Annotated in this window: 18 protein-coding genes and 1 CRISPR repeat array; of the genes, 3 read left to right on the top strand and 15 right to left on the bottom strand. The window is 46.5% G+C overall.

From position 1 onward, the window contains the following. The first annotated feature begins 13 nt into the window (after positions 1–13). On the top strand, positions 14–1420 hold the full coding sequence (locus KNP75_RS14295) for a GH1 family beta-glucosidase (RefSeq protein ID WP_215190717.1): 1407 nt from the start codon (positions 14–16) through the stop codon (positions 1418–1420). An 11-nt stretch (positions 1421–1431) separates the two neighbouring features. Continuing rightward, the gene (locus KNP75_RS14290) at positions 1432–2760 is read left to right on the top strand and encodes a PTS sugar transporter subunit IIC (protein ID WP_215190716.1); all 1329 of its coding nucleotides are present in this window, start codon (positions 1432–1434) and stop codon (positions 2758–2760) included. A gap of 244 nt (positions 2761–3004) precedes the next feature. On the opposite strand, the gene KNP75_RS14285 is transcribed toward KNP75_RS14290, so the two are convergent. The 8 genes from KNP75_RS14285 to KNP75_RS14250 all read right to left on the bottom strand — a co-directional run bounded on the left by KNP75_RS14285 (position 3005) and on the right by KNP75_RS14250 (position 13231). Further along, positions 3005–6046: a DEAD/DEAH box helicase gene (locus KNP75_RS14285; protein ID WP_215190715.1), complete on the bottom strand. Its 3042-nt coding sequence runs from the start codon at positions 6044–6046 to the stop codon at positions 3005–3007. 35 nt (positions 6047–6081) lie between these two features. Beyond that, on the bottom strand, positions 6082–6321 hold the full coding sequence (locus KNP75_RS14280; RefSeq protein ID WP_215190714.1) for a hypothetical protein: 240 nt from the start codon (positions 6319–6321) through the stop codon (positions 6082–6084). Between the two features lie 101 nt (positions 6322–6422). Next, complete coding sequence (locus KNP75_RS14275; protein ID WP_215190713.1) at positions 6423–7775, bottom strand: GH1 family beta-glucosidase; 1353 nt, start codon at positions 7773–7775, stop codon at positions 6423–6425. Positions 7776–7796: 21 nt separating this feature from the next. Then, positions 7797–8723, bottom strand: a complete 927-nt coding sequence (locus tag KNP75_RS14270) for a carbohydrate ABC transporter permease (protein WP_200881514.1) — start codon at positions 8721–8723, stop codon at positions 7797–7799. Positions 8724–8726: 3 nt separating this feature from the next. After that, complete coding sequence (locus KNP75_RS14265; RefSeq protein ID WP_034781543.1) at positions 8727–9626, bottom strand: carbohydrate ABC transporter permease; 900 nt, start codon at positions 9624–9626, stop codon at positions 8727–8729. A gap of 62 nt (positions 9627–9688) precedes the next feature. Further along, positions 9689–11002, bottom strand: a complete 1314-nt coding sequence (locus KNP75_RS14260) for an ABC transporter substrate-binding protein (protein WP_034781540.1) — start codon at positions 11000–11002, stop codon at positions 9689–9691. A 196-nt stretch (positions 11003–11198) separates the two neighbouring features. Next, positions 11199–12212: a LacI family DNA-binding transcriptional regulator gene (locus tag KNP75_RS14255; RefSeq protein WP_215190712.1), complete on the bottom strand. Its 1014-nt coding sequence runs from the start codon at positions 12210–12212 to the stop codon at positions 11199–11201. Between the two features lie 146 nt (positions 12213–12358). Further along, entirely contained in the window at positions 12359–13231 is an 873-nt protein-coding gene (locus KNP75_RS14250) for a TetR/AcrR family transcriptional regulator (RefSeq protein ID WP_131472853.1), read from the bottom strand. A 154-nt stretch (positions 13232–13385) separates the two neighbouring features. Here KNP75_RS14250 and KNP75_RS14245 point away from each other — a divergent pair, with 154 nt between their 5' ends. Then, complete coding sequence (locus KNP75_RS14245; protein WP_215190711.1) at positions 13386–14879, top strand: MDR family MFS transporter; 1494 nt, start codon at positions 13386–13388, stop codon at positions 14877–14879. Positions 14880–15045: 166 nt separating this feature from the next. Further along, positions 15046–17970: direct repeats of the CRISPR family, unit length 32 nt; unit sequence ATTTCAATCCACGCACCTACGTGAGGTGCGAT. Positions 17971–18150: 180 nt separating this feature from the next. Here KNP75_RS14245 and cas2 read toward each other — a convergent pair. Genes cas2 through cas3 form a run of 7 tightly spaced genes read right to left on the bottom strand, consistent with a single transcriptional unit; the run spans position 18151 to position 25927 of the window. After that, a complete protein-coding gene (gene cas2 / locus KNP75_RS14240) occupies positions 18151–18441 on the bottom strand; it encodes a CRISPR-associated endonuclease Cas2 (protein ID WP_215190710.1) in 291 nt (96 codons plus the stop codon). A gap of 9 nt (positions 18442–18450) precedes the next feature. Then, on the bottom strand, positions 18451–19482 hold the full coding sequence (gene cas1c, locus KNP75_RS14235) for a type I-C CRISPR-associated endonuclease Cas1c (RefSeq protein ID WP_215190709.1): 1032 nt from the start codon (positions 19480–19482) through the stop codon (positions 18451–18453). Beyond that, positions 19479–20138: a CRISPR-associated protein Cas4 gene (cas4, locus tag KNP75_RS14230; RefSeq protein WP_215190708.1), complete on the bottom strand. Its 660-nt coding sequence runs from the start codon at positions 20136–20138 to the stop codon at positions 19479–19481. The genes cas1c and cas4 overlap by 4 nt, the downstream gene beginning before the upstream one ends. Beyond that, on the bottom strand, positions 20128–20982 hold the full coding sequence (gene cas7c, locus KNP75_RS14225) for a type I-C CRISPR-associated protein Cas7/Csd2 (RefSeq protein ID WP_215190707.1): 855 nt from the start codon (positions 20980–20982) through the stop codon (positions 20128–20130). Before cas7c ends, cas4 begins: the two co-directional genes overlap by 11 nt. A gap of 44 nt (positions 20983–21026) precedes the next feature. After that, positions 21027–22853, bottom strand: coding sequence for a type I-C CRISPR-associated protein Cas8c/Csd1 (cas8c, locus tag KNP75_RS14220; protein WP_215190706.1), 1827 nt, complete (start codon positions 22851–22853; stop codon positions 21027–21029). A gap of 11 nt (positions 22854–22864) precedes the next feature. Continuing rightward, positions 22865–23563, bottom strand: coding sequence for a type I-C CRISPR-associated protein Cas5c (gene cas5c / locus KNP75_RS14215; RefSeq protein ID WP_215190705.1), 699 nt, complete (start codon positions 23561–23563; stop codon positions 22865–22867). Positions 23564–23578: 15 nt separating this feature from the next. Further along, on the bottom strand, positions 23579–25927 hold the full coding sequence (gene cas3 / locus KNP75_RS14210) for a CRISPR-associated helicase Cas3' (protein WP_215190704.1): 2349 nt from the start codon (positions 25925–25927) through the stop codon (positions 23579–23581). Between the last annotated feature and the right edge of the window lie 168 nt (positions 25928–26095).

Here is a 26095-nt window from a genome sequence, read left to right as displayed (position 1 = left end):
TGAGGTGACCACTTTGAAAATGCCAAACAATTTCTTGTTCGGCGCCGCATCGGCTTCTTACCAAGTCGAGGGCGCATGGAACGAGGACGGGAAAGGACTCTCGAACTGGGACGTCTTCTCGAAAATTCCTGGGAAAACATTTGAAGATACAAACGGCGACGTCGCAGTCGACCATTACCACCGTTATAAAGAAGACATCGCGCTCATGGCGGAGATGGGACTCGAATCATATCGCTTCTCAATCTCATGGCCGCGCGTCTTCCCGAACGGCACAGGTGAAGTGAACGAAAAAGGACTCGAGTTTTACAACAACTTGATCGATGAGTGCTTGAAGCACAACATCGTCCCGTTCGTGACACTCTACCATTGGGACCTACCGCAAGCGCTTGAAGAAAAAGGCGGCTGGAAAAACCCAGAGACGGTTGACGCATTCGTCCGTTTCGCCGATACTTGCTTCCAATCGTTCGGCGACCGCGTCCGTCACTGGATCACGTTCAACGAAGCGGTCATCTTCTGCTCGCTCGGCTACTTGACTGGGGCACACCCGCCCGGCATCGAAGGCGACGTCAAAGGATACTTCCAAACGACGCACCACGTCTTCGTCGCTCACGCTCGTGCCGTCGAGTTGTTCAAACAGAACGGGTACGTTGGCGAAATCGGAATCACACACGTGTTCAACCCGGCTTTCAGCATCGATGACGCCGAAGAGAACAAATTCGCTGAAATGCACGCGAATGCCTACTCGACGCACTGGTTCTATGACCCGATCTTGAAAGGTGAATATCCAGCATACGTCGTGAAAGGACTCGAGGAGCAAGGCCTTCTCCCTGAAATGACAGACGAAGAGCTCGACCTCTTGAAGCGCACGGCTTCGATGAACGACTTCATCGGCCTCAACTACTACAGCCCGCAACGCGTCATGAAGAATGACTCGACGCTCGTCATGGCCGGTGGCCGCGAGAACTCGACAGGCCGTCCGGGTAACCCTTCATTCGATGGCGTCTATAAGACGGTCATGATGGATGACAAGGTCTACACGAAATGGGCTTGGGAAATTTCACCGGAAGCGTTCCTTGACGGCATGCACATGCTCAAAGATCGTTACGGCGATGTGAAAATCTACATCACAGAGAACGGTCTCGGTGATGTCGACCCGATCGTGGACGGAGAAATCGTCGACGACGCTCGCATCGAATACATCGAAGGTCATATCCGCGCCGTGAAACACGCTGTCGAACAGGGTGTCAACGTCGCAGGTTACTACGCTTGGTCGGCCATCGATCTCCTCAGCTGGCTCAACGGATATAAGAAGCAATATGGCTTCATCTACGTGGACCACGCCAACGGACTTGCTCGTAAAAAGAAAAAATCGTTCTACTGGTACAAAGACATTATCGCTACTCGCGCTGAAAACCTATAAGGAGGTTCCCCATGAGCCGCTTAGAAACCGTATTTGAAAAATTCACGCCAGGGTTCGTTCGTTTCGCGAACGCCAAGCCCGTCCTTGCTATTAAGGACGGGTTCATCCTGACGATGCCGATGACGATCATCGGGTCATTGTTCTTGCTCATCCTCGCGCTCCCGATTCCAGGCTGGGCCGGATTCATGTCAGGTCTGTTCGGAGCCGATTGGACGCTCCCGCTCACGCAAGTCGTCGGTGCGACGTTTGACATTCTCGCCTTGATCGGTGTATTCGGAATCGCTTACTCGTACGTGAAAAATGAAAAGATTGAAGGCGTACCAGCTGGTATTCTCGGAATCATCTCGTTCTTGATCATCACGCAAGCGTCTGTCCTCTCTGAAGGTGGAGAAACAGTCGGCGGAGTCATCCCGAAAGTATGGACAGGCGGACAAGGTGTCCTCGCTGCCATCGTCGTCGGATTGGTCGTTGGATTTATTTATTCGCAGTTCATCAAACGCGGCATCAGCATCAAAATGCCTGACGGTGTTCCACCGGGCGTATCGAACTCATTCTCAGCACTTGTCCCTGGTCTTGCGATTATCACACTTGCGGTTGCGACATTCGCGACTTTCCAAGCGGTTGCAGATCGTACGTTCACTGAAGTCGTCTATGACGTGCTTCAAGCACCACTTCAAAACTTGACCGACACACTTGCCGGAGCCGTTATCATCATGGTGCTCATGTCAGTCATGTGGTGGTGTGGAATTCACGGAGCTGCGATCATCATGGGTATCATGGGACCACTCCTTACAGCGAACGCGCTTCAAAACCAAGCAATCCTTGATTCAGGTGAAACACTCGTTGCCGGTGAGAACGCGAAAATCGTTACAATCCAGTTCCTCGACGTCTTCACGAAGCTCGGTGGATCAGGAATCACAATCGGTTTCATCATCGCGACACTCATCGTCGCCCGTTCGGCTCACTTGAAGCAGCTCGGTAAGCTCTCACTCGCACCAAGTCTCTTCAACATCAACGAGCCGGTCATCTTCGGGATGCCGATCGTGTTCAACCCGATCATGTTCGTACCATTCGTCATCGTTCCAGCGATTGCTTCGTTCATGGTGTACTTCTCAATCCTTTGGGGCTGGGTCGACCCGTTCAACGCGCTTCAAGTGCCTTGGACGACACCACCGGTCATCTCTGGTTTCTTGATCGGCGGATGGCGTGCAGCGCTCTTACAAATTGTAACCATCGCTATGGCCGTAGCCGTCTACCTCCCGTTCGTCCGTATGCAAGACCGCGTGTCGTATGGTGAAGAGTTGAAAGCACAAGAAGACGCAGACAAAGCGTCAGCCTAAGCAAAAAACGACAGCCCTTCTCAGCGATGAGAAGGGCTGTTATATTTAGGGAAATAATTATGAGAGTTGGTACATAGATGAAACGAAACTATACCGTCGCTTTTTGTTCCCTTATGAGCGCCTCTTTCCTAGCCGGCATCGCCCTAGAATCTGTCATCCCGTTCGTATTAGGAGTCGTCTTTCTGTTCGTAGCCGGTTATCACACGCGACAGTCAGCTGTTTCTTAAAAAACTATTTATTATACTTATGAATTAATACTAGACTCAACATTAAACTTCACATTCGCGTGCTTCGCAATCGTGGAGTAGTAAGGTTTTGAAGCTAGTCTTTCGTAGTCACCGATCACATGGAATTCTTTTTTTGCTCGCGTCGCCGCTACATTAATCAAGTTAGGTTTCGAACATGACCAATTCGCTGCGCCGTCACTATTAGTATCCGTTCCTACTACAAAGTAGACGATGTCCGCCTCTTTTCCTTGGAAGGTATGAACTGTTCCTACTCGTTCTTTCAACCAATCGTAGGAAAATGCATCTCGGTTTTTTCCTAGCGTTTTGATTAACCCTTGTTTCACAGCAGTGAATGGCGTGATTACGTATATATCTGGAAGACCTTCTTCAGTTTTTCGACTCAGAATTAAGTCAGCCAGCATCCTCCCTTGTGCCTCAATATAATGTCTATTTGTCGCAGTCCCCTTACAATCGAACCATTGTGAATTAAGTGTACGAGACGATCCCCCACCATTTGCTAGAACCATTTTATTCTCATAAGCTATTTCATTTGATATTGAGAACATGGGTTCTTCGCATCTCCGATGAACCCAAAGCGGAATACCCATCCATTGGTTTTGCTCTGTTAACATCCCTTTTGGATTAGACTGATCCGATAAGGCTTGCACAGAAGCGTTTACATCTACATACTCTGATGAAACGTCAAAGAACGACCTCACATCATGCAAGATTGTCGAATCAGTAGTTACAACCGGTTCAATTTGTAAAGGGTCTCCGACTACAAGCACTCGCTTCGATCTCCATAAGGAACCTGCTGCTTGTTGAGGACTCGCCTGTCCTGCTTCATCGATAAATAAGTAGTCTATAAAATTTTGATCGATTTCTTTATACATCGTACTAAAACTGGCGAACGTCGTACTAATCACTGGCGTAATCATATGGAGCGTTTTCCACATCTCTTCGAAAATCTCACGATGCGTTTGAATGCTTAGGTCTAATGATTGACGATTACGCAATAATCGAGTGGCCGTTCGAACTTTAGAGTTGTTAAGAGCAAGCGTTACGTTCTGTAACTTCATCGCCTTTAAAAACAAGAGTCCGCGTTGAAAATTTAACGTATCTGTAAGCCAAGGCGTGTGAATTTGACGAAATGCATAACTCTTCTCATCATCGTTCCAGTATGTGTTATTTGGAATACATAGATTCTCTGATTCGTATCGACTCACTAACGCCTCATATTCTTGCACTTCAACCTCATTCTTATGTTGTTTTCGATTTAATGCTTTTATATCTTCTCTAATCATCGTAGCCTTCTGTTCACTTTCTTTCCATTGCTCCAATAATTCGGTAAGCTCTTTTTTTAAACGAATCGACTGTTCATCTTCTTGTTTATTAAATATCCGTTGCCACCATGTTGTTTTAGGTAAAAGGCCAAGTTGCTGTTCCGTGATTTCTTTTCGTTTCCATAATCTATCGATGCTCTCTTGTAGCGTCTCTACCCGGTCCTGTAAATCACGCTTCTCCCGAGCGATGATTGTCAGTTCTTCAGTGACCTTTGTGATTTTTTTATTCGCTTCGTATAATACTTGAAGAGATTGTTTTATTGCATTGACGTGAGAGAATACTTCATTAAATTCTCTAACTGCTGACTTCCAGTCATCTAGAGTCGTCGTAGTAGAGAGCCTTTTTAATTCATTAATAAATGAATCTTCCTTCGATGGATTGAAGAGTTGTTCAGAAAATTTATTTATATTAGTCGTTTTTCCAAGCGAAGCAGAAAACAATCCCCACGCCTTGTCATCTTTTCCAATTAAGTTTTCCGCAACTTGTGTAAATAGATTTAAAGATGAAGCTTCTTCAGCGTATAACCGATCATAAGTCGAATTACTTTTTCTACGAATGACTTCTTTTTCTTTCGGTAAATCTTTAGAGATATTCTCGACAGCCGCATTATTGCTTGAGGCTACGACCATGCTGAATCGACTTAATAAAGGATTTAATTTACCAACGTTATAAGGGAGAGGACTGTCCTTCAACTTGAATGGTTCAAACTTTTCTATAAACATCTCGGAAGGATGAGCTAGGGTGGAAATCACCTCTGCCCGTTGCACCACAATCTCAGCAAAAACGTCTTTTAATAAAGTAGTTTTACCGGTGCCCGGCGGACCATTTACGGAACTGATAACATTGTTCTCATTAAAAAATTGATTCACAGCTACTTGTTGCATTAAAGATAACCGATGCTCTACAGGTGAAGGCCATCGTCCGTTCGGTAGTCGATTTGGCTGCAATATGGTTTCGATATATTTGCGGTTTTCATCAATATGTAATCGATTCTCTGGTGTCACATTCATTAAATAAGCCTCAAGCGTCTGATTGAGACCCTTAGCTAAGATACTTTGTAAATCATTCGTATAAAAACTATGTAGCGGAAGGCTATTGTTTTGCTCGGATTCCGATGAAAGTTGCAATTCTCGAAAAGTTCTTAATTTGCCGTCCATTCGAAAAAAATGTCGTTCAAACTCATTCGCTAATTTTTCTAATGCTTTCGAATCTACTCCATTGGCTAAAAATTCTTGTGCCTTCATTTCTAAAGAATCTAAACTTCTCTTATAGTTCTCATCAAACTTTGAATAGTCGATGTTTCGAGCCGTCTCCAATTGTCTCAACATGTACATTAGCGGTGGTGCAAAAATAGACTTTTGTACATACTTCCCTTGCTGATCGATTGCAAAAGAAAAACTTGCTATCTTTTGCTCACTCTTATTTATGACTTCATCACTAACATCAAATATTTTTCGAAGCGCTTCAACTAATCTATACTGTTCAAAACATTCAAGGTAGTATATATGCTGAAATGTGCCTATTTTTACCTCAATCGTTCCACAAGGCTCCTCAAGCCTTTTGTCATTTATAAAAACCTCGGAAGTTTTTACTCTCGCAACACCATTCTTGAATTTATATGCTTTCCATTCTTCATTTATTCCAGCTACTCGATGTGGACCTAACGTTTCAATCAAATGCCAGGCTTCAAGTATAGCTCTTTCATTAGTCTTCATCAGACTCCCCCTCTGTAATATTCTCTTTTATCCTATCATTGTTTTCGAAGTGAATATCCATCAATTTCCTGTAGACGCATCCGTTTCTGATCCACAGCCGCATGGACGATGACCGTCACTCCTGGATTGAGTTCCATCATCTTCTTGATTTTCGTCAAGTCGTCCCCTATGATTTCGACCGGTAAGACGAACTCGCCTTCCTTCAAGTGGATGAACTTGATTTTGCCTTTGTCGTCATACCCTGTCACTTCGTACGTCGCATACTCGCGTTTCATTTGAACGGCCCCTTTCATTTGTTGTCCTCTTCTATACGTTCCCTGACCGAATACGTTCCACACAAAAAATCCATCCCTGTAGCGGCAGGGATGGATCCATCTTACGCCTCGACGCTATCCGCGTGTTTGGCTTTATGGTCGCCGATGACGCCGGCGTACCATTTCGCGCTGTCTTTCCAGACGCGCTCTTGCGTGTCGAAGTCGATGTAGAGGATACCGAAGCGTTTCTCATAACCGAAGCTCCATTCGAAGTTGTCCATGAGCGACCAGAGGTAATATCCGGCGATGTTCATGCCTTCGTCGTTCAAGTCGGATACGGCTGTGAGGTGCTTTTTGACGTAGTCGATGCGTTTATCGTCATGGACTTCGCCGTTCTCAAGCACGTCGTCGTAAGCCGCGCCGTTCTCTGTGATGATGATTGGAAGGTCTGTGTACTCGTTACGTAAGCGACGGATCAGGTCTTTGAATTCGTTCGGGGCGATATCCCAGCCCATGCCCGTCTTGTCGTAATCGGAGTACGCAGCCACCGTCATGAAGTCGTTCGCCGCGCTGAACTCAACGAGTCCGCGGCTGTAGAAGTTGATGCCGAAGAAGTCGCACTCTGTCGAGATCGTCTCCATGTCACCTGGTTTGATGAAGTCGTACGTATGAACATATTTCGCGAACAAGTTCATCATGTCGACCGGATACTGACCTTTGAACACTGGATCGAGGAACCAGCGATTCGAGTAACCGTCCGAGTTGTTTTGTGCGAGTCGGTCGTTCACCGAGTCCGTCTTGGCGTAAACCGGTGACAAGTTGAGCGTGATGCCGATTGGTGTCGTCGACTTCAACTCTTGTTTCAACAGTTCGACCGCTTTTCCGTGCGAGAGGAGCATATGGTGCACGGCGCGAACCGCTTCGTTCATGTCGCGATGTCCTGGAGCGTGGACACCGACGTGATAGCCGAGGAAGCCGGCACACCATGGCTCGTTGTGCGTGATCCATGAGTCGACGATGCCGTCGAGCTCATCGAAACATACTTTGGCGTAGTCGATGAACCAGTCGACCGAGTCGCGGTTCACCCAGCCACCTTCTTCATGTGCCCACATCGGGAGATCCCAGTGGTAGAGCGTGACGGCCGGCTTGATGCCTTCCTCACGGAGGCGTGTCGCGAGCGTCTTGTAGAACGCCATCCCAGCCGGGTTGAACTCACCTTTCGCCGGGAAGATGCGCGGCCATGCGATCGAGAAGCGGTACGTGTCGACACCGAGCCGTTTGATGTGCTGGATGTCTTCCTCGAAGCGGTGGTAGTGATCGCACGCGACGTCACCGTTATGCTTCTCGAACACGCGTCCGTCGATGTCGCAGAACATGTCCCAAATCGACGGGGTGCGCCCGTCTTCGTTATGCGCGCCTTCAATCTGATACGACGAAGTCGCGGTCCCGAAGACGAAGTCTTTATTGAATTGCATAGTGTGTTCCTCTTTTCTCTATTATTCTTTGACCGCACCAGCCGAGATACTGCTGACGATGTATTTCGACATGAACAAGAAGGCGATCATGATCGGCACGACCGAGATGGCGATACCGAGGTACAGGGCACCGAGGTTCTCGGCGACTTGCGAACCTTTCAAGAAGCCCATGAGGACCGGCAACGTGTACTTCTCTGGTGAGAACAAGAGCACGAGCGGCATCAAGTAGTTGTTCCATGAGCCGATGAACGTGAAGATCGACATCGTGGCGACGGCCGGCATCATCATCGGGAGTGCAATCGTATGGAAGATGCGAAGCTCGCTCGCGCCATCGATCCGGGCCGCTTCAATCATACTGACGTGCAGCGTGGCCTGGGTGTACTGCCGGATGAAGAAGACGACGAACGGACTCGCGATCGACGGGATGATGAGCGGGATGAACGAGTCGAGAATGCCGAGCGTTTTCGAAATCTCGTAGAAACCGATGAGTCCGAGTTGTCCCGGTACCATCATCATGACAAGCATGAAGATGAACATCGCATTTTTCCCTTTGAAATCGTAGAAGGCGAAACCGAACGCCGTCATCGCCGAGAAGTAACCAGAGAGCAATGTGACGAGCACAGCAATGATCAAGCTGTTCTTGAAGCCGTTCCAGATGTTGATGTAGTCACTCAAAATTGCATAGTTCTCGACGAGTGCCGTCCCCGGGAGAAGGGAGAAACCAGACATGATTTCTCCGTTCGTCCGTGTCGCGTTGACGAGCATCATGAGGAACGGGATGAAACAGACGATCGTCAAGACGATCAAACCCGTGTAGATGACACCACGGCTGAGCCATTTTTTCTTTTGCTTTTGCTTCGGTGGATCCACTTGGCGGGGTGTTTCCTCGCGTGGCGGCTGCACTTCGCTGTCGGCGAGCATACGCCGTGATTCTGCATTTTGTTCCATTGCTTATGCTCCCTTCTGCGCAGCGCGTTCTTTGCGGAACATGCCTTTGAAGACGACCGCCGAGAAGACGAGCGTGATCAAGAACAAGCCGTAAGCGACCGCTGACGCATAGCCGTAGTTGTTATACTTGAATGCTTGGTTGTACAAGTAAAGGACCATCGTGTTCAGTGATCCATCCGGTGCACCAATTCCGTCCGTCAAGAGGAGCGGAAGATCGAACAATTGGAGTCCACCGATGAGTGACGTGATCATGATATACAAGAGAATCGGTTTGAGTAGTGGCAGTGTGACATACGTGAACATTTGCCAACGGTTCGCGCCATCGATATGGGCTGCTTCGAAAAAGTCTTTTGAAATTCCCGACACGCCGGCCATGACGATGATGAACGAGTGACCGAACCACATCCATGTCAAAATGAGTGAGACGGACAGTTGTGCCGTCACCGGTTGCGATAACCAGTTGATCGGGTCAGAGATGATCCCAAGTTTCAAGAGGATCATGTTGAGTGAACCGTGCTGCCAGTCGAGCAAGATTCCGAACAAGAGCGCGACCGAACTGATCGTGATCAAGTTAGGCAGATAGAAGAACGAACGGAAGAACGCGAGGCCCTTCAGTTTTAGACGAAGATCTGAGAACAGGAGTGCCAAAAGCAGTGCAAGACCGATCTGTAAGGCAAAGTTTACTCCCCAAATCTTGATCGTATTGACGAACGCCTCGATGAAGTATGTGTCAGTCAACAGGCGCGCGTAGTTCGCAAAGCCGACGACCTCTTCTCCTTGGCTGCCGGTATAGTTGGTGAAACTGTAGTACAGGGTCAAGAAGACCGGATAAATACTGAATGTCAAAAAGACGACCCAAAACGGGGCAATAAAGGCATAGCCATAGCGGTCTAGTTTTTTCACGTCGTGTTACTCCTTCCCTAGCAACCCTTAAGGGGGGAAGTCCCCCCACGGGTTAGCTGGCCTCAGTCAACTGTAATGTCTGGGTAAGCGTTTTTCGCTTGTTTCTTGAACTCTTCGATCGCTTCTTCTTTCGACTTCTTACCTTCTACATATTGAAGGACTGAAGCGCCGTAGAGCGTGTCGAGCTGTTGGTCATATTTCGTGACGATCCCTGGTGTGATTTCATCCGCTTGGTCAAGGAAGAACTCGTAGTTGTTCTGTCCGCCGAGGAACTCATCGCTGAAGTCGTCTTTGATTTTGTCGGTAACTGGTTTGTAAGCGAGGACGTCGCCTGTCTCTTCAGCCCAGCCAGTCAAGAACTCTTCGTCTTGTGTCATGAGCTTCACGAAATCGTAAGCAGCTTCTTTGTTTTTCGATCCTTCGTAAACACCGAGCCATGTGCCGCCCCAGAAGTACGGGCTTGGACCGTTCGTGACTGCCCAGTCACCAGCTGTGTCTTTCGCGCTGTCTTTCAAGACGCTGTGAAGACCCCATGTTGGAAGGACGTAAGAGAACACTTCTGTTTCCGTTTCTTTGCCGCCTTCTTTAACTTTGATCGGCTTCGACATGCCTTCGAACCAAGATGGTGACCATTCTGGAGCGAGTGCCGTGTATTGTTTCTCACGAAGTTCTTTCGCGTAGTCCATGTAGTTGATCTTGTCTTCTGTCAACACGAGTTCGTTCTTGTCGTTTACCCATGCTTCTGGGTTCGCGCCTTGTGAGAACCAACGAATCGCGCCTTCGTCTGGGAACATCTTGTAACCTTTTTGCTTCATTTTCTCAGCGACTTCGAAGACGCCGTCCATCGAGCTCATCATGTTGCCGATTTCAGTCGGATCGTCTGTGCCGAGGACTTCTTTCGCTAAGCTACGTTTGTAGTAGACGCCACCTGGTGTCGTTTGCCACGAGAGGGCGCGCACGTTGCCGTCTTGGTCTTTCCCGAGGTCGAAGACGTATGGGATGTAGTCGTCTGAGATTTCATTGACGTTGTACGGCTCATCAGAAAGGTTTTCCCAGTAGCCTGCGTCAACCCATTGCTTGAGGAACGCGATCTCGCCTGTGAAGACATCCGGTGCCCCAACACCGCTTTCGAGTGCTGGCTTGAGTTTTGTCGGATAGTCGGCGATTGGAACGATTGTCAATTCAACTTTGACGCCGTTCTTCTCTTCGTATGTTTTGATTGGCTCTTTCAATTCGTCCGTGAACGACCAAACTTTGAGGACGTCATCTTTTGAACCAGACTCAGAACCTGAAGTTCCTTCATCGTTTGAGCAAGCGCCCAAGACGCCGACTGATAGTGCACCGATTGAGAGTAAGCTGACTAATTTTTTACGCATGTGTGAACCCATCCTTTTAAGTGTTTTAGAAAGCGTTTACAAGAAGAGGTAATAATTTGTCGAAAGCGCTTTCGAAAATGCTGAAATAAAATATCGAAAGCGGTTTCGATTTGGGGTGAATGATTTTCGAAATCGCTCTCTTCTCTCCATTCCGCTGAAGCGAACAGAGCGACTTCGAAAGATCATCGTGACTTGTTTACTTTTTGACCGGTGCGCAAGACGCACGTTCAATCAACCGAACTGGGATGACACGACGTTCAGTCCGTCGTTCTTTGGCTGTCATCTGCTCGATGAGCAGCTCGGCCGCCGCTTCTCCGATTTCGTCCGTATCTTGACGAATCGTCGTCAGCTTCGGTGTGATGTATTTGATCATCTCGATGTCGTCATAGCCGATAATCGAGATGTCTTCCGGGACCCGGAGACCGTGTTCATGGACGGCTTCGATTGCCCCGATGGCCATTTGATCGCCTGCGACGAAGACTGCTGTCGGCGATGCCGGCAGTTGTAATAACTTCTCCATCGCCTGCTTGCCTTCTTCGACCGAGAAGAACCCGGCGTTGACCAAGTAACCTGGTTGAATCGGTAAGTCGAGTGCGTGCATCGCAAGCTCATACCCTTTCACCCGGGCCGCACCGGCGTCAATCGACGAATCTCCGGCGATATGCGCGATATGGCGATGTCCTAACTCGTACAAGTAGTTCACAGCCATGCGGGCACCTTCCGTGTTGTCCGAATAGACGACGCTACAGTTGGCGCTGTCCATATCGACCACGACGATCGGGATATCGCTTTGCATGAGCTCTTGCACTTGCTCGTCCATCCGGTCCGAACAAATAACGACGATACCGTCGACTGCTCGATGTTTGAAATGTTCGAGATAACTCATGTCACGGTTGCGAAGGTTTCGAGAGGCGAAGATTAAATCGTAGCCGTGTTCCTCGGTCGCGTGACGGAAACTTTCAATGATGCCGTTAAAAAATGGATGTTTCATTCCGACTTCGTTCGCTTCTGAGAACATGACCCCGATCGCCCACGATTTTTTCGTCGATAACGACTGGGCGTGTGCGTTCGGCAGATAGTCCATCTCAGCCGCTGCTTGTAATATTTTGGCTCTCGTCTTTTCGCTGACGTCCTTATAGTTGTTCAACGCTTTGGAGACCGTCGTAATCGAAAAGCCGGTTTTTTTAGCTAAATCATAAATCGTGCCCATGTCATTCTCCTCTTCCCGAAAGCGCTTTCGGTAATTTGATTGTAGCGCATGAATTTGTAGGAATCAATTCTTTTTCGTGGAATATTTTGAGATTTATTTTCGTACCGTGTTTCTTCTATATTAACGGATAAAATCACTTTTTGTCGTTAGTGTGTCCGCGTGTATAACCAAACGAGGTTCGTGAACTTTTGAACTTCCGTCTCTCCCGTCTCACCTTTGAACAAACGTTGGAACGGTTTCAGCAACTGTTCAAGGACGATTTTCCGGAGCCGGTCTTGATGGAGCTCATACGTGATTGCTTCGAACAAATCGGCTTGTTCCTCGGTCATCTTCACGTGCTCATGGATGCGCGCTGCCATCCCAATCAACTCATCTTTCGTGACGAGGTTCTTATCCGTCGTCCCCCGCATTTGATCGACAGTGACCGGGTTCAAGATATGTTCTCCGGTGTCGACCATACGCGCCGCCATCAACTCGACGTAGGCGTACAAATTACGAATCAATCGCTGAATCGAGTAGGCTGTGTTCGTGATGCGGAGTGTGAACAGGATATGTTGCAACATCCCGTTGAAGAGTACTGTCAACTCGACCGAATACGGGCGAATCTCTTCCCCGATAATTTCTGTCAGGCGCATGGCGAGCCACTCGATCTCATAGACGCGGTGTTGTAGGACGAGTTTTTTCAATTCAGGCTCATTCGCTGACATAATCGACTCGAACAAGGCGTGGAGGTTCCGCTCCTCGTTCAATTGAATGAGAATCGAAATCTGCTCGATAAAGACGTCCTTGTCGCGTTTGTCACGTCCCATCTGCATCTCAATCCGGCGTTGTCCAGCGTCATAGCGCAAGTTCTCGAGAATGTTGGCGACACAGTCCGTCTTCGAGGCGAAGTAGTTATAGAACGTGCCTTTTGAGATATTGGCCCGTTCGATGATTTCTTGGACCGACGTCTGCTGCACTCCGTTCTCAATGAACAAAGCCATGGCGACGTCAGCAACTTTTCGTTTCTTATCCTTCATATATTGATTGCTCCGTTCTGTCTGGTTTCTGGCTTAAGTATACCATTTTGAACCGACAGTACAAAATGGTTGATTTATTTGTACGCTGGGTATAAAATCACTACATCGACACTTACTAGTATATAACTATTCAGAACATAAAGGAGCAACTTGTATGAAACCAGAATTCCAAAAGAAACCGCCGTATCTCATGCTCGCGGTCCTCTTTGTCGGGGCGTTCATCGCCTTCCTCAACAACTCTTTACTTAACGTCGCGCTCCCATCGATCATGGTCGATTTGGAGATTGCTGACTACTCGACAGTCCAATGGCTCGCGACAGGATTTATGCTCGTCACAGGCGTGCTCGTCCCAGCATCGGCCTACTTGATCACCCGGTTCTCGAACCGTGGTCTCTTCATCACGTCGATGGCGATTTTCGCGCTCGGGACGGCCATCGCCGCTTTCTCTCCGAACTTCGGTGTCTTACTCGCCGGTCGGATGATTCAAGCGGTCGGGGCGTCGACGATGGGACCGCTCTTGATGAACGTCATGCTCGTCAGTTTCCCGCGTGAAAAACGCGGAACGGCGATGGGCATTTTCGGTCTCGTCATGATTTCAGCACCAGCGATCGGTCCGACACTCTCGGGCTACATCGTCGAATACTACGACTGGCGCGTCTTGTTCGAGATGATTCTCCCGCTCGCCATCATCGGTCTCGGTCTCGCCGTCTGGAAAGCCGAGAACGTCATGGTCCAAAATAAAGAGCAATCGCTCGATTACTTGTCACTCGTCTTATCGACGCTCGGGTTCGGTGGCGTCTTGTACGGTGTCAGCTCAGCGAGTTCAGATGGCTGGGATAACCCAATCGTCTTGACGACGATGATTGTCGGGTTCGTCGCGTTAATTGCCTTCGTCATTCGTCAGCTCAACATGGAGAAGCCGCTCCTCGACTTACGAGCATACAAATACCCGATGTTCGCGCTCGCTTCAATCATCGCGATTGTCAACGCCGTCGCCATGTTCTCCGGAATGATTTTGACACCGGCCTACGTACAGAGTGTCCGTGGCATCTCGCCGCTCGACTCTGGGCTCATGTTGTTACCGGGTGCGATCATCATGGGGATCATGTCCCCAATCACAGGGAAACTGTTCGATAAGTTCGGACCGAAGTTGCTCTCGATCACTGGTCTCACGATTACAGCGATCTCAACGTACATGCTCGCCAACGTCCAACTCGATTCGACGTACACGTACATCGTGACGACGTACACGCTTCGCATGTTCGGGATGTCAATGGTCATGATGCCGATCATGACTAACGGTCTCAACCAGTTGCCGACAAGCCTCAACCCGCACGGAACGGCCATCAACAACACGGCCCAACAAGTATCCGGTGCGATCGGGACAGCAGTCCTCGTCACAATCATGAACTCGGTCACGAAGACAGAGGCCGAGTCGCTCATGACCGGCGTCGACCCAGCGACACTCACCGAGAGTACGATGGGTGCGTTGACGCAACAAGCGTTACTGTCAGGGATTCAGTATTCGTTCTACGTGGCACTTGGAATGAACCTACTCGCGCTCGTTCTCGCCTTCTTCGTGAAACGAGTTGACGTGAAAAAACTTGATTTCAAAGAAGAGACAGCAGAACTCAAAAAAGCGAATTAATTTATTAATCTAAAGATAAAAAGAGGGGAGTTCATTACCTGTATCAGGAAATGAACTCCCCTCTTTAAACTTTCAACATTGCGACAACCACTACTTTTTTTCCTTCTTACACTTTAATAAAATTCGTCATTAGTTGAAACAATGGCAAAAACGAAATATTAACCTAATTTCAATCCTCGCACCTATATTAGGTGCGATCACGGCTATTAAGCTGCGGCCCCCTTATTACTGATTTCAATCCACGCACCTACGTGAGGTGCGATGCAAGACGCAAGACGGGACGGTCGTCCTGCTCGAAATTTCAATCCACGCACCTACGTGAGGTGCGATCGCCTATGCCTCGCAAGTATGGGCGCGAATAAAGATTTCAATCCACGCACCTACGTGAGGTGCGATTTGACGGTTTCCCGAAATCCTTGCGCCTGGGCGGTATTTCAATCCACGCACCTACGTGAGGTGCGATTACCGACATCGAGCGGTGGTTCCACTTACACATTATTTCAATCCACGCACCTACGTGAGGTGCGATTCGGGCATCCCTGTCATCTCGGCGTCAAATTCATATTTCAATCCACGCACCTACGTGAGGTGCGATGTTCTTTGACGGCATCCCCCACCTTGTCCATGTTATTTCAATCCACGCACCTACGTGAGGTGCGATCAATCATCCCGTATAACACATCAGCACAGTGGAAATTTCAATCCACGCACCTACGTGAGGTGCGATGGCGTTCACGTTCCTCGATGCGTTCTTGCCAATTATTTCAATCCACGCACCTACGTGAGGTGCGATACGTCCTGGAAACGGAACTCGTCGGCGGATATATATTTCAATCCACGCACCTACGTGAGGTGCGATCGGCTACCCGTGTGCTTTCGGCGACCTCATATTCATTTCAATCCACGCACCTACGTGAGGTGCGATTTTCGTCTCATTTTCTTTCACGCTTTCCTCGTTATTTCAATCCACGCACCTACGTGAGGTGCGATTGAATCGCTTGCGCTTGCCGTCCTCGACTTTGTAATTTCAATCCACGCACCTACGTGAGGTGCGATGAATTCGTTGTTTCGTTCCGCTGACCATTGAAGATTTCAATCCACGCACCTACGTGAGGTGCGATCGGAACGCTCGGCGTCATCAAGAACAACGACAAATTTCAATCCACGCACCTACGTGAGGTGCGATAATTACACGTACAACGTCATGAACGTCAGTTGTATTTCAATCCACGCACCTACGTGAGGTGCGATGATGGATTACCACTCGGACAACGACATCGCCGACATTTCAATCCACGCACCTACGTGAGGTGCGATCGAGACGGCGAGTTTGTTTTCGGCAGGGATGAGATTTCAATCCACGCACCTACGTGAGGTGCGATAAGATTAACGGATTCGTCGAGGTTTAATCATGGAAATTTCAATCCACGCACCTACGTGAGGTGCGATCGGCGTCTTTCCAAATGCATACTTCCGAATCGAGATTTCAATCCACGCACCTACGTGAGGTGCGATGCAGGATTCGTTGAACAAGATCATGTAAATATTATTTCAATCCACGCACCTACGTGAGGTGCGATTGATTGGGGTTTCACTTATCCCTCGGATCGTATGATTTCAATCCACGCACCTACGTGAGGTGCGATGGATTTTTTACAACGATCACTTCATCTCTTGGTATTTCAATCCACGCACCTACGTGAGGTGCGATTCCTGCGTCTGGTTATAATGATTTGATTGTTTACAAATTTCAATCCACGCACCTACGTGAGGTGCGATTTTTCCCGAGATATTCACTTTCGTAGCCGTTAGTATTTCAATCCACGCACCTACGTGAGGTGCGATATCAGATATGCCCCGACGTTATCAACGGGCGTAATTTCAATCCACGCACCTACGTGAGGTGCGATGAACCCCGTCAAGGTCAATCCGTATGCGGGGATATTTCAATCCACGCACCTACGTGAGGTGCGATAGGATCGGTTATCTTTTCGATCGTAGCTTTAGGATTTCAATCCACGCACCTACGTGAGGTGCGATCGGGGAGAGGATCAAACGTGGCAAGACAAATCAATTTCAATCCACGCACCTACGTGAGGTGCGATTTAACGTGTACGATGTTGATGTAATGGCATTACTCATTTCAATCCACGCACCTACGTGAGGTGCGATGGGGTCGGACGGACCCGAACACGAAAGGGGTTTATATTTCAATCCACGCACCTACGTGAGGTGCGATGCGAGTACAACGTGTATTGCATCAAATTTTACGAATTTCAATCCACGCACCTACGTGAGGTGCGATGTTCCCCATTTTTCCACAACTTTTTGATACATGGATTTCAATCCACGCACCTACGTGAGGTGCGATTCAATGCGCTACGTTCGACGGCAGTCTCGATCTGATTTCAATCCACGCACCTACGTGAGGTGCGATAACGATATTGAGTACGCCACCGCCTATTCGAAATTTCAATCCACGCACCTACGTGAGGTGCGATAACGGCGATCAACGTGTTCACCCGCTCGTCATTATTTCAATCCACGCACCTACGTGAGGTGCGATTTCCACGTTTTGGAAATGCCGTCGCCCATATTTTTATTTCAATCCACGCACCTACGTGAGGTGCGATCGAACGGGACCAGGTACATTTCGACGAGTTCCGTATTTCAATCCACGCACCTACGTGAGGTGCGATGGGTTCCATAACATTTCGATACTTGCCGTAATCTATTTCAATCCACGCACCTACGTGAGGTGCGATGCGGTCATACGTCACGGCGTTCGTCCAGTTGACATTTCAATCCACGCACCTACGTGAGGTGCGATGCGGTCACCGAGTTCCCAGATGTGGACCCCCTTATTTCAATCCACGCACCTACGTGAGGTGCGATATCATCCTTATATTGCAAAAAAGGGACGACGTTATTTCAATCCACGCACCTACGTGAGGTGCGATGCGGACGATCGTCTTCAAATTCTTGTTGTAATAATTTCAATCCACGCACCTACGTGAGGTGCGATTGTATTGCATCGGTTGAGGTCCATCGAATACAAAATTTCAATCCACGCACCTACGTGAGGTGCGATAGCCGATTCCAAATAAAAAACCGACTAAAAATAAATACAAGAAACAATATTATCCTTTTTAGGATTCAATCCTTAAAAATTATTAGTCTCTCGTCTAGGAATATGCTGAAAAAATGGTGCGAACCTTTCTAGAAAATACTGTGCGCTACATGTTCGCACTCACTAAAAACAACTTCCCCTTTAAAAAATGAGAGGTCCTTCCAAATCTAAAGATTCTTTTGCTCCATAATGCTCCACTTTTGTGGCATGTTGATTACCTAAACGATAAAATCGGAGACTGTCTTTATCCGCATCAACAATATCTTTTAACTTCAGCTTTAACGCTGTAAATTCAGTTTGATCAACGATGCATTCAAACACACTGTTCTGTACGCGCTGACCGTATTGCTGACAAATTTTCGCAACTTGTCTAAGCCGTTTCGTGCCTCCAGGTGAAATGGTATTCACATCATACGTCACTAAAACGAGCACATACATCCCTCACTTGTATAGGAAAGTTGGATATTCTTCTAAGTCACCACGCAAATGCCTGGCCAAGAGCAACGCTTGTGCGTAAGGCACGAGTCCCCACATCATTTTTTCTTTTAAGTAAGGATGCTGAATCATCTCCTGCTTTTTCTTCTGCCAGGAAGAGAGAAAAACTTTACGTCCTTCTTCCGTCATGAGTACAGCCCCGTTCTCCTTTTGAATAAAATGCTTCGCTTGAATGACTTTCATATTGATTAGCGAAAGTACGAATCGATCTGCATAAATTCCGCGAAGCTCTTCCATCAAATCAAGCGCCAGCGAAATCCGTCCTGGACGTTCACGATGCAAAAATCCTACGTACGCATCGAGTCCGACTGCTTCGAGTGCCGCGCCAGTATCTCTTGCTAACAAGCTATAAGCGAATGACAACATTGCATTCACGCGATCAAGAGGTGGTCTTCTCGAACGTCCTTTAAACATGAAATCTTCTTTTTGTTGAAGAATCATATCGTCAAATAGTTGATTGTAGTGAACCGCTACTTTTCCTTCAAGTCCTCGTAACCTCTCCAAATCTTCGCATTCCCGAATTTCGATTAGCTTTCTTGAAAAATATTGTGATGTCTCTTTGAAACGCGCGACATCAATTCGCATCGGATAGTCTCGAGTCGTTCGTTCAAGCATCCATTTTTGATTGTATACTTTGCCAAGAATGAAGTTCCTTGCAAGTCGCGACGATTGGATTTCACAGTCAGAGTGGCGATATTGAGTTTTACGCAACACGACATTACCTTTACTTTCGCCAATAACGCGTGCTAAAAATCGACCGTTTTGCGTCATAAATGTCAAAGGAACATTGTTTTCAGCGCAATATCCCATTAATGCTGGACTGGCACCGGTATATCCGAACGTAACGATTCCTTCGAGATTAAGGAGAGGCACTCGTCCTAAAATTTCGTCCTCTTTCTTTACGACTATATTCCCGCCATCAAGAGCAAGGTATGCATCCGACTGGTTCACGAATAGCGTATTCAACATCTTTTTCACTCCCGAAGTCTCCTCTCCATATATACACTGACACTTTCTCGCACCATCAATTCTGGCAAGCAGATATTTTGGAGTGAACAACTTTTACAATGTGGTCCGGTTTTTACTTTCGGGGTGTATCGTCGATGATAATAGCTGTTCATTTTTGTCACGATTGCTCTTACTTCTTGTTTTAATGCATCTGACAATAGTACAAGATGACGATGCTTCGTTTCGTTGTAGTACAAATAACCCTCAGTAATTTGACATAAGAACATTTCTTCAAGACAAATCGCCTGTGCAGCTAACTGAAGCTCATCTTCTTTTCCTACTTTCGGTTTCCCACGCTTGTACTCGATGGGAATCGGACGATACAGACTAGGACTCCCATATAAAGAAACCCCAGTTGGATCCTCGATAAATTCAACAACATCACATTGTCCACTGATGTTTAACGTTTCTGACTTGATTGCCATCCCGCGAACCATCAATTTATTTTTCCGCTTTTCACGTGCATACGGATCATCCGCTTTTTTGTGCAAGTGTTGCCCTTCAACGGTTCGAGAGTTTTCTTCCCATTGTTGTTCGATGTGAATGAGCGCCCACTGTCGTGGACAAAATTGAAAGTGTTGAATACCTGACAACAACAAATAGGAATCGTCTTGTTTATAATCCATCCAAAACTTCAGGCTCTAGGCCATCAAGTGGAGCAACATGAATTTCATAATCCGAAAAGTCTTTTGGCTCATCTGTCATCGATTTTACCGAAATGGAACGGTGCACTTTCGCCGATGAGTACTGTCCTAATTTCGAACTATGCTCCCACCAATAGACTTTACGCACTTCCATACTTCCTTCAGGACGAGCAGAAGAAGCATCATTTTCAAACAGTGTAACCAGTACCTGTTTTAATTTTTCTGCATCTTCTTTCGTGAAATTCGTTTTTTCAGCAAGTTGAGTATTAATACTTCCGTTTAATACATAGACTCCATGATCGACGCGATGTTTCATTCCCATCGTATCAGAGCCACGTTCTTTGCCGCTCTCAGAGTTCACACTTTTCGTGATTTGCATACTCGTAACATCGATTGGGGCCACACTCGTTGCCGTGTGTATGGAGACAGGGCCACGCACACCAATGGACACTCCAGATTTCTCCCCTTTGAAAGCGAACACCTGACCAAACGAACGGACGTCCATCCATGCTGCACACGCTTCTTGTGCAAATTGATTTCCCATCCCTTTGCCCTTCATCAGCTTCTTCAATTCTTCATTTCCTTCAGCGCGATCTCGTAGACTTTCATAACTATCTGAACGACGATCATTCGATTGTACAAAAATAGACTCGCCCATATCTTGGAGACGGTTCCGAATCTTACGTTTAATGGCGACGTCAGAAATCTCGCCATAGCCATCATAGTTTTGTCGAGGCCGGTTACCGTTGAGCGGATCTCCGTTCGGGTTTGCTTTAGAAACAGACAGAATGACGGTAAAATCGATTTTGTGTTCTAGTATGTTCATGCTTCAACACTCTCCTCATTAGATAAGTTGACTTCTTCACGTTTTTAGTACAAATCATGTCGCTGACTATAAAAACCTAAAAGGTACTTACCAGATAACGGTTTGTTCGTAAAATCACTCGGATCAAGTTGTGATCCTACCTCGTCAATCAATTTGTTAATGTAAGTCACTTTCCCACCAAGTTTCGCTTGATATGGTTGAAGTGCACTTTGAATCGTCATCCATGTCCGTGCAGGATTTTGAGAAAATGCGTTCATGTAACGAATCGCGTTGGTTGAACGATTTTCTTTACCTAATGCTTTCCGCTCCAAATAGTCAGCAAGTGCTAATAATCGTCCAAATAAATAATCTCGATCTTTTAAATTTGAATCTAATGCCACATTCATCCCTTCTTTCTTGTTAATCATTCCACAGGCGATTTGTAACGTTTTCTCCCACTCCCATGCTTCTATCCCCACCGGATTCGATGCTCGTTGAATTAAACTACGGCGAACATCATCTGGTACGACACGCCCGTCCACTACACACGGAATCAGTCTTTCCACAGTGGCCTTTATTAGTTTTTCGTTAGCACGCGGACCGTAGGACGCCGTTGCGATATCGTGCAAAGATGGCGCACCGGTGAAAACTCGACGTTTTTTCTCACGATCAAAGTAAACATATTCCCACGAATGTTCGATGTGCCAGGATTCGAGTCGATTAAAGTATTGTACTTGATCGAATGAACGATAGTACAAAATCGCTAAGCGTCCTGTCGTTGCCGCGTCCAGTATTAATATGTTCACTGTTTGTTGAGGTAATTTTCTTTTATAACCGATAAGTGCGTCAGAAAATGCTCGTGCACCGTCTCGGTTCGTATCGAATACTTCTTTCTCCTCCACATCGTTAAACAACGCAGCAAGTGAAAAAGTCGAATCAACTGCACTCGGCATCTCAGTGACTCGACTCCCCCAAACAAGAAAGACACGTTGATCAATCAGTTTCCCTTGTCTTTGAATAAGCCACTTAAGTGCATTGTGTGCTTTTTGCGATACTTCGTAACTAATCGTCGCTGCTTCAGAGGCTTTATCAAAGCGGCCACGATACGTGAACCCACTACTATCATTCGCTGAGATGAGCTTTGCTTTATCTCCAGCATTACGAATTTTATTCGCATGTTTGGTAGAACCAACTTTTTGTTCTCCCGTTACAAAACATAATGTAGAGTCCCCTGCTTGTTCAGCATAGTAAGCGACAAAAGATTGATAAAACTCTGAATCTTGCCATGGCTCTTTATAAAGCTGTTCTGATGAATGAACATGAAAGCGTATAAACGCTCCTTCCATTCCACCGGTAACTATGGAGTAGATTTGTGGCTTGTCTTCTTTATCCTTCCACGTCCATTTCAACGTGCCATCAGTCTCTGTAAAAAGTACTTTCTCGTTTACTAAATCTTCAATGAGTCGTCCCTTTTGTAAGTACGTATAGATACTCTTCAACCGATCAAATCCATGAGAGGATTCAGACCATTTTTTTAGGTTATCAATGTACACTTGGTGCGCATTGTCTTTTTTATACACTCCGCCAAATGCTTCATAATCTCCAGCCACATAAGGTAATTTGTCATGTAACGGATACGGGGCTATCACACTCCCTGCTCGACTAGATGAATCTTCGGTGCTTGGAATTAATGTATTTCCGTCCCCCTTCTCAATCACTTCAGCCGTGTGGAATTCGCCATTTGGGGTTATGTTGACAGTTATGTGAGCTGTTTGTGTCGTATGAGAAATCGGAAGCAACGTGAACGTCTTTCCTTCCCAACGACTTTCTGATTTACCTACTTCATCGAGATGTTGATTGTATGTCTCGTATAGCTGTTGCCAAACGCTCATGCCATCACCTCCTATAGTTGTTCATGCAACAAATCTACTGGTTCAATATCATTTGCTGTAAATATTTTTGCTTGCATTTTTTTAATCGGTTGGACAAGTGAACAGTCTTCTGGTCTTGTGAAAGTGATCACCCCATTTTTCATCACTGGATGCCACAAACGAACGGCAAGTTCATTACCCCCTGTCTCGTCGGGATAATTGAATCCGTGAACCATGGTTCCGAAATGAAGATCCACTCCATCGTAAAAACCTTCTCCTTGATCAAATTCAATGGGCTCTACGTATGCTTGGCATTCTCTTGCCCCCAGGAAAATATCTCTTCGACCACCCGCTTCCAGCGAACGTTTCAGAATGGCATAATGCTTTCCTTCATTTCGATCAAACGCTAAATCAGGACGGTGTGGATTGAATTCGAAATGCGCTCGAACGTGATAGCACACGTCCCGCAAATACGTGTAGTGCGCTAGAGAATTCCCACCACTATACTCAATTGGCCGCATCCCCTTTGACTCCATTTTAATCGGCTTCATAATCCGAATCGCATCGACGACCATGACAATCGTCGGCTTCCAGTAAATCGATTCGACAATCCCTTTCATGGCCTGATACGTTGGGATTTGATAGGACATTTTCTCGCCACCTAGTTTAGTTAATGGATCCGTAAACAAGGCGTAATCCCCATAAACTTTAAATTCAATCGTATTTCGCATAAGGGTCTCCTTTCATCACATGAATAAATTTTGCATCTCAGAATCTTGAGAAAGATTTAGCCCGTACTGTTCATCGTATGCGGTTGGTTGCAATGCGAGCAATCGACCATCCAGCAAAGAAACAATCCCCCCACTTTGCTCAAGTGCTTGTCGTTCATGGTTATAAATACTGATCGTGTATTGTTGAGATTCCTTTAACCACTTCCGCGCATCTTCCCAATTGATGTCGCCATTCAAGAGTGCAATCAATTCTTCTCCCTTATCTCCATAAGGGGCGAGCACGTCGTCTGTTTGCTGATCGATTACGTGAAAGTTGTCAGCAACCGTTCGATGACGAGCGACCAACAGTAAAGGAGTGTCACTCACTTGATGTTGATTTGTAACTCCTTTAAACAGCATGGGCGCAAGTGATTCAGAAGTAGAACCTTTTATTGGATAATCTAAATCAACTTCGCGAAGTTGGTAAAACTCTTGAAAATATCGCTGCATCGCAAGCTGGGATAGCAACTCTCCGCCATAAGCGTTCGAATCTCGCTCCAAATCGACAACCAATCGTTTAACAATCTCCTGTCCTTTTGCAATGTCCGTTAATTTGGAGACACTTTCCTCAACATGATCAATCAAATAAACGGTTCGCTTATCGACTTCCCCATGTCGGTTGCAACGTCCGGCGGCCTGAGCGATTGAGTCGAGTCCCGCGAACGAGCGAATGACACATTGGAAACTCACATCTACACCCGCTTCAATTAGCTGAGTGCTTATGCAAATGACTCGTTCACCACTTTTGAGTCGTTGATTAATTTTTTGCAAAATGATTTTGCGATGTGCCGGACACATGGAAGTACTCAAGTGATATACTTCGTCTTCAGAAAACGAGGGTTTCAAGGATTCGTATAACTTACGTACAACTGTCTTTGTGTTTAAAATGATTAAAACGCTTTGATGGACATTGGCTTTGTCTCGCACGAATAAGTCGAGTCGATGTGTATCAAATCCGTCTGGAACAACTTCAATTTCAGTCCGTTTAAACGCTTCAATGACGGTCGGTAACTCTTGAATCATTTCTCCATCACTCGTTAACCGATGTTTAACAAAATCTAGTGCGGGTTGCGTAGCCGTGCATAGAATCACACTTGAACTTAGTCCGTCTTTTAAGAAATTAAGCGATTCATTGAATAGCGATACGCATTTGGTAGGAACTTTTTGCACTTCATCAAAAATGACGACCGCTTCACTTAAATGATGAAGACGACGTGTATTGCGATTTCCCTTCGCATAGAACGTATTCAAATATTGAACCATGGTCGTAAAAATGATGGGGGCGTCCCAATTGTCTTTCGCTAAATTCAATTTTGCCTGTAAACTCATTTCATCTTCCGAAGCATCATCTAATTGAATGACATTAGAATGGTGCTCGACGATTTCTTCAGTGTTTAAAACTGCTCTCGCGACTTGAGCGTTTTGCTCAATAATTGTCGTAAAAGGTACAACATAAATAATTCTTTTTTTCTGATGATGAGAAGCGTGGTGTAGAGCATAGCGTAGACTTGCCAACGTCTTGCCCCCACCTGTCGGAATCGAAAGTGTATAAACTCCGCTCGGTCGTTCAGCATACTGCATGCACTGCTCAGACATTTGCTGCCGAAGAACATTTATCGTGGAAACAGTTGAACGATTGTCTTTCAAAGAGGATAAATGTCGTTCTAAATTTTCTTTTAGCACTTGTAAATCAGCAACTAAACTGGAGTCGCCCCCCTTCTCTTCAAACTGTCTTGTATTTGTTCGATCTGCATCGATCAAAATGCTGAAGACTAATTTTGTAAGAAAAGTGGAGTTTACTAACGTCTGCCCGATTCGTTCCAAATAACTCATCAATTGTTGAGAAGCCGCTTCCGCATAATTTATAAAGTCTGGTTCTGATATTACTTCATCAAAGAATCGCTTTTTACATACTTCGTATTCATCTAATACTTTCAATTCAACTCGTCGTAGAAAGGGCGAGTCTTCACCTTGAATATAATCATGGAGGTTTCCGTGATGCGATATGATCGCGTTACTCACGATTTCTCCCAATAACTGTTCAGGCATTTTTCTTTTTAACGTTTCGAACAATAAACGTCCGCCCGCTGTAGCATGATCCACTTCGCCTCGCCTCACCTTTTCTCCTGAAACAGCTCGACGTATGTAATGTTGAAATGCCTCACTATACTTGCCCATATCGTGTAGCAAAGCTGCAAGACCACAAACTTTTGAGATTCCAAGCGGGTCTCCCCATTTCTCTGCTAATAATTTCGTGTCTAATAAATGTTGACGAACGGACTGAATTTCTCCATCTTCAGCGCGTATATGAGCGATATATTGCACAATTCTATCCCTCCCTAACCTCTAAAAACATTCCACAAAATAGGTGTTTTCACCTTCATTTTATTACATTATTTTACTTCAGGTGGTTACTTTTTCTTATTGGGTGTAAAAAAAAAGCAGCTTTCGCCGCTTTTATACTTGCACTGATCCCTAAAGATCCAGTTCCAC

The sequence above is a fragment of the Exiguobacterium sp. s6 genome (assembly GCF_018618155.1).
Classification (GTDB): Bacteria; Bacillota; Bacilli; order Exiguobacteriales; family Exiguobacteriaceae; genus Exiguobacterium; species Exiguobacterium mexicanum_A.
This window is presented reverse-complemented; position numbering and strand designations above follow the sequence as displayed.

Coding starts and splice junctions, on each gene's coding strand:
- KNP75_RS14285 (WP_215190715.1), bottom strand. CDS start 6,046: ATGAAGACTAATGAAAGAGCTATACTTGAAGCCTGGCATTTGATTGAA.
- KNP75_RS14260 (WP_034781540.1), bottom strand. CDS start 11,002: ATGCGTAAAAAATTAGTCAGCTTACTCTCAATCGGTGCACTATCAGTC.
- cas8c (WP_215190706.1), bottom strand. CDS start 22,853: ATGAGCGTTTGGCAACAGCTATACGAGACATACAATCAACATCTCGAT.
- cas7c (WP_215190707.1), bottom strand. CDS start 20,982: ATGAACATACTAGAACACAAAATCGATTTTACCGTCATTCTGTCTGTT.
- cas5c (WP_215190705.1), bottom strand. CDS start 23,563: ATGCGAAATACGATTGAATTTAAAGTTTATGGGGATTACGCCTTGTTT.
- KNP75_RS14255 (WP_215190712.1), bottom strand. CDS start 12,212: ATGGGCACGATTTATGATTTAGCTAAAAAAACCGGCTTTTCGATTACG.
- cas4 (WP_215190708.1), bottom strand. CDS start 20,138: ATGGATTATAAACAAGACGATTCCTATTTGTTGTTGTCAGGTATTCAA.
- KNP75_RS14270 (WP_200881514.1), bottom strand. CDS start 8,723: ATGGAACAAAATGCAGAATCACGGCGTATGCTCGCCGACAGCGAAGTG.
- KNP75_RS14275 (WP_215190713.1), bottom strand. CDS start 7,775: ATGCAATTCAATAAAGACTTCGTCTTCGGGACCGCGACTTCGTCGTAT.
- KNP75_RS14250 (WP_131472853.1), bottom strand. CDS start 13,231: ATGAAGGATAAGAAACGAAAAGTTGCTGACGTCGCCATGGCTTTGTTC.
- KNP75_RS14280 (WP_215190714.1), bottom strand. CDS start 6,321: ATGAAACGCGAGTATGCGACGTACGAAGTGACAGGGTATGACGACAAA.
- KNP75_RS14245 (WP_215190711.1), top strand. CDS start 13,386: ATGAAACCAGAATTCCAAAAGAAACCGCCGTATCTCATGCTCGCGGTC.
- KNP75_RS14290 (WP_215190716.1), top strand. CDS start 1,432: ATGAGCCGCTTAGAAACCGTATTTGAAAAATTCACGCCAGGGTTCGTT.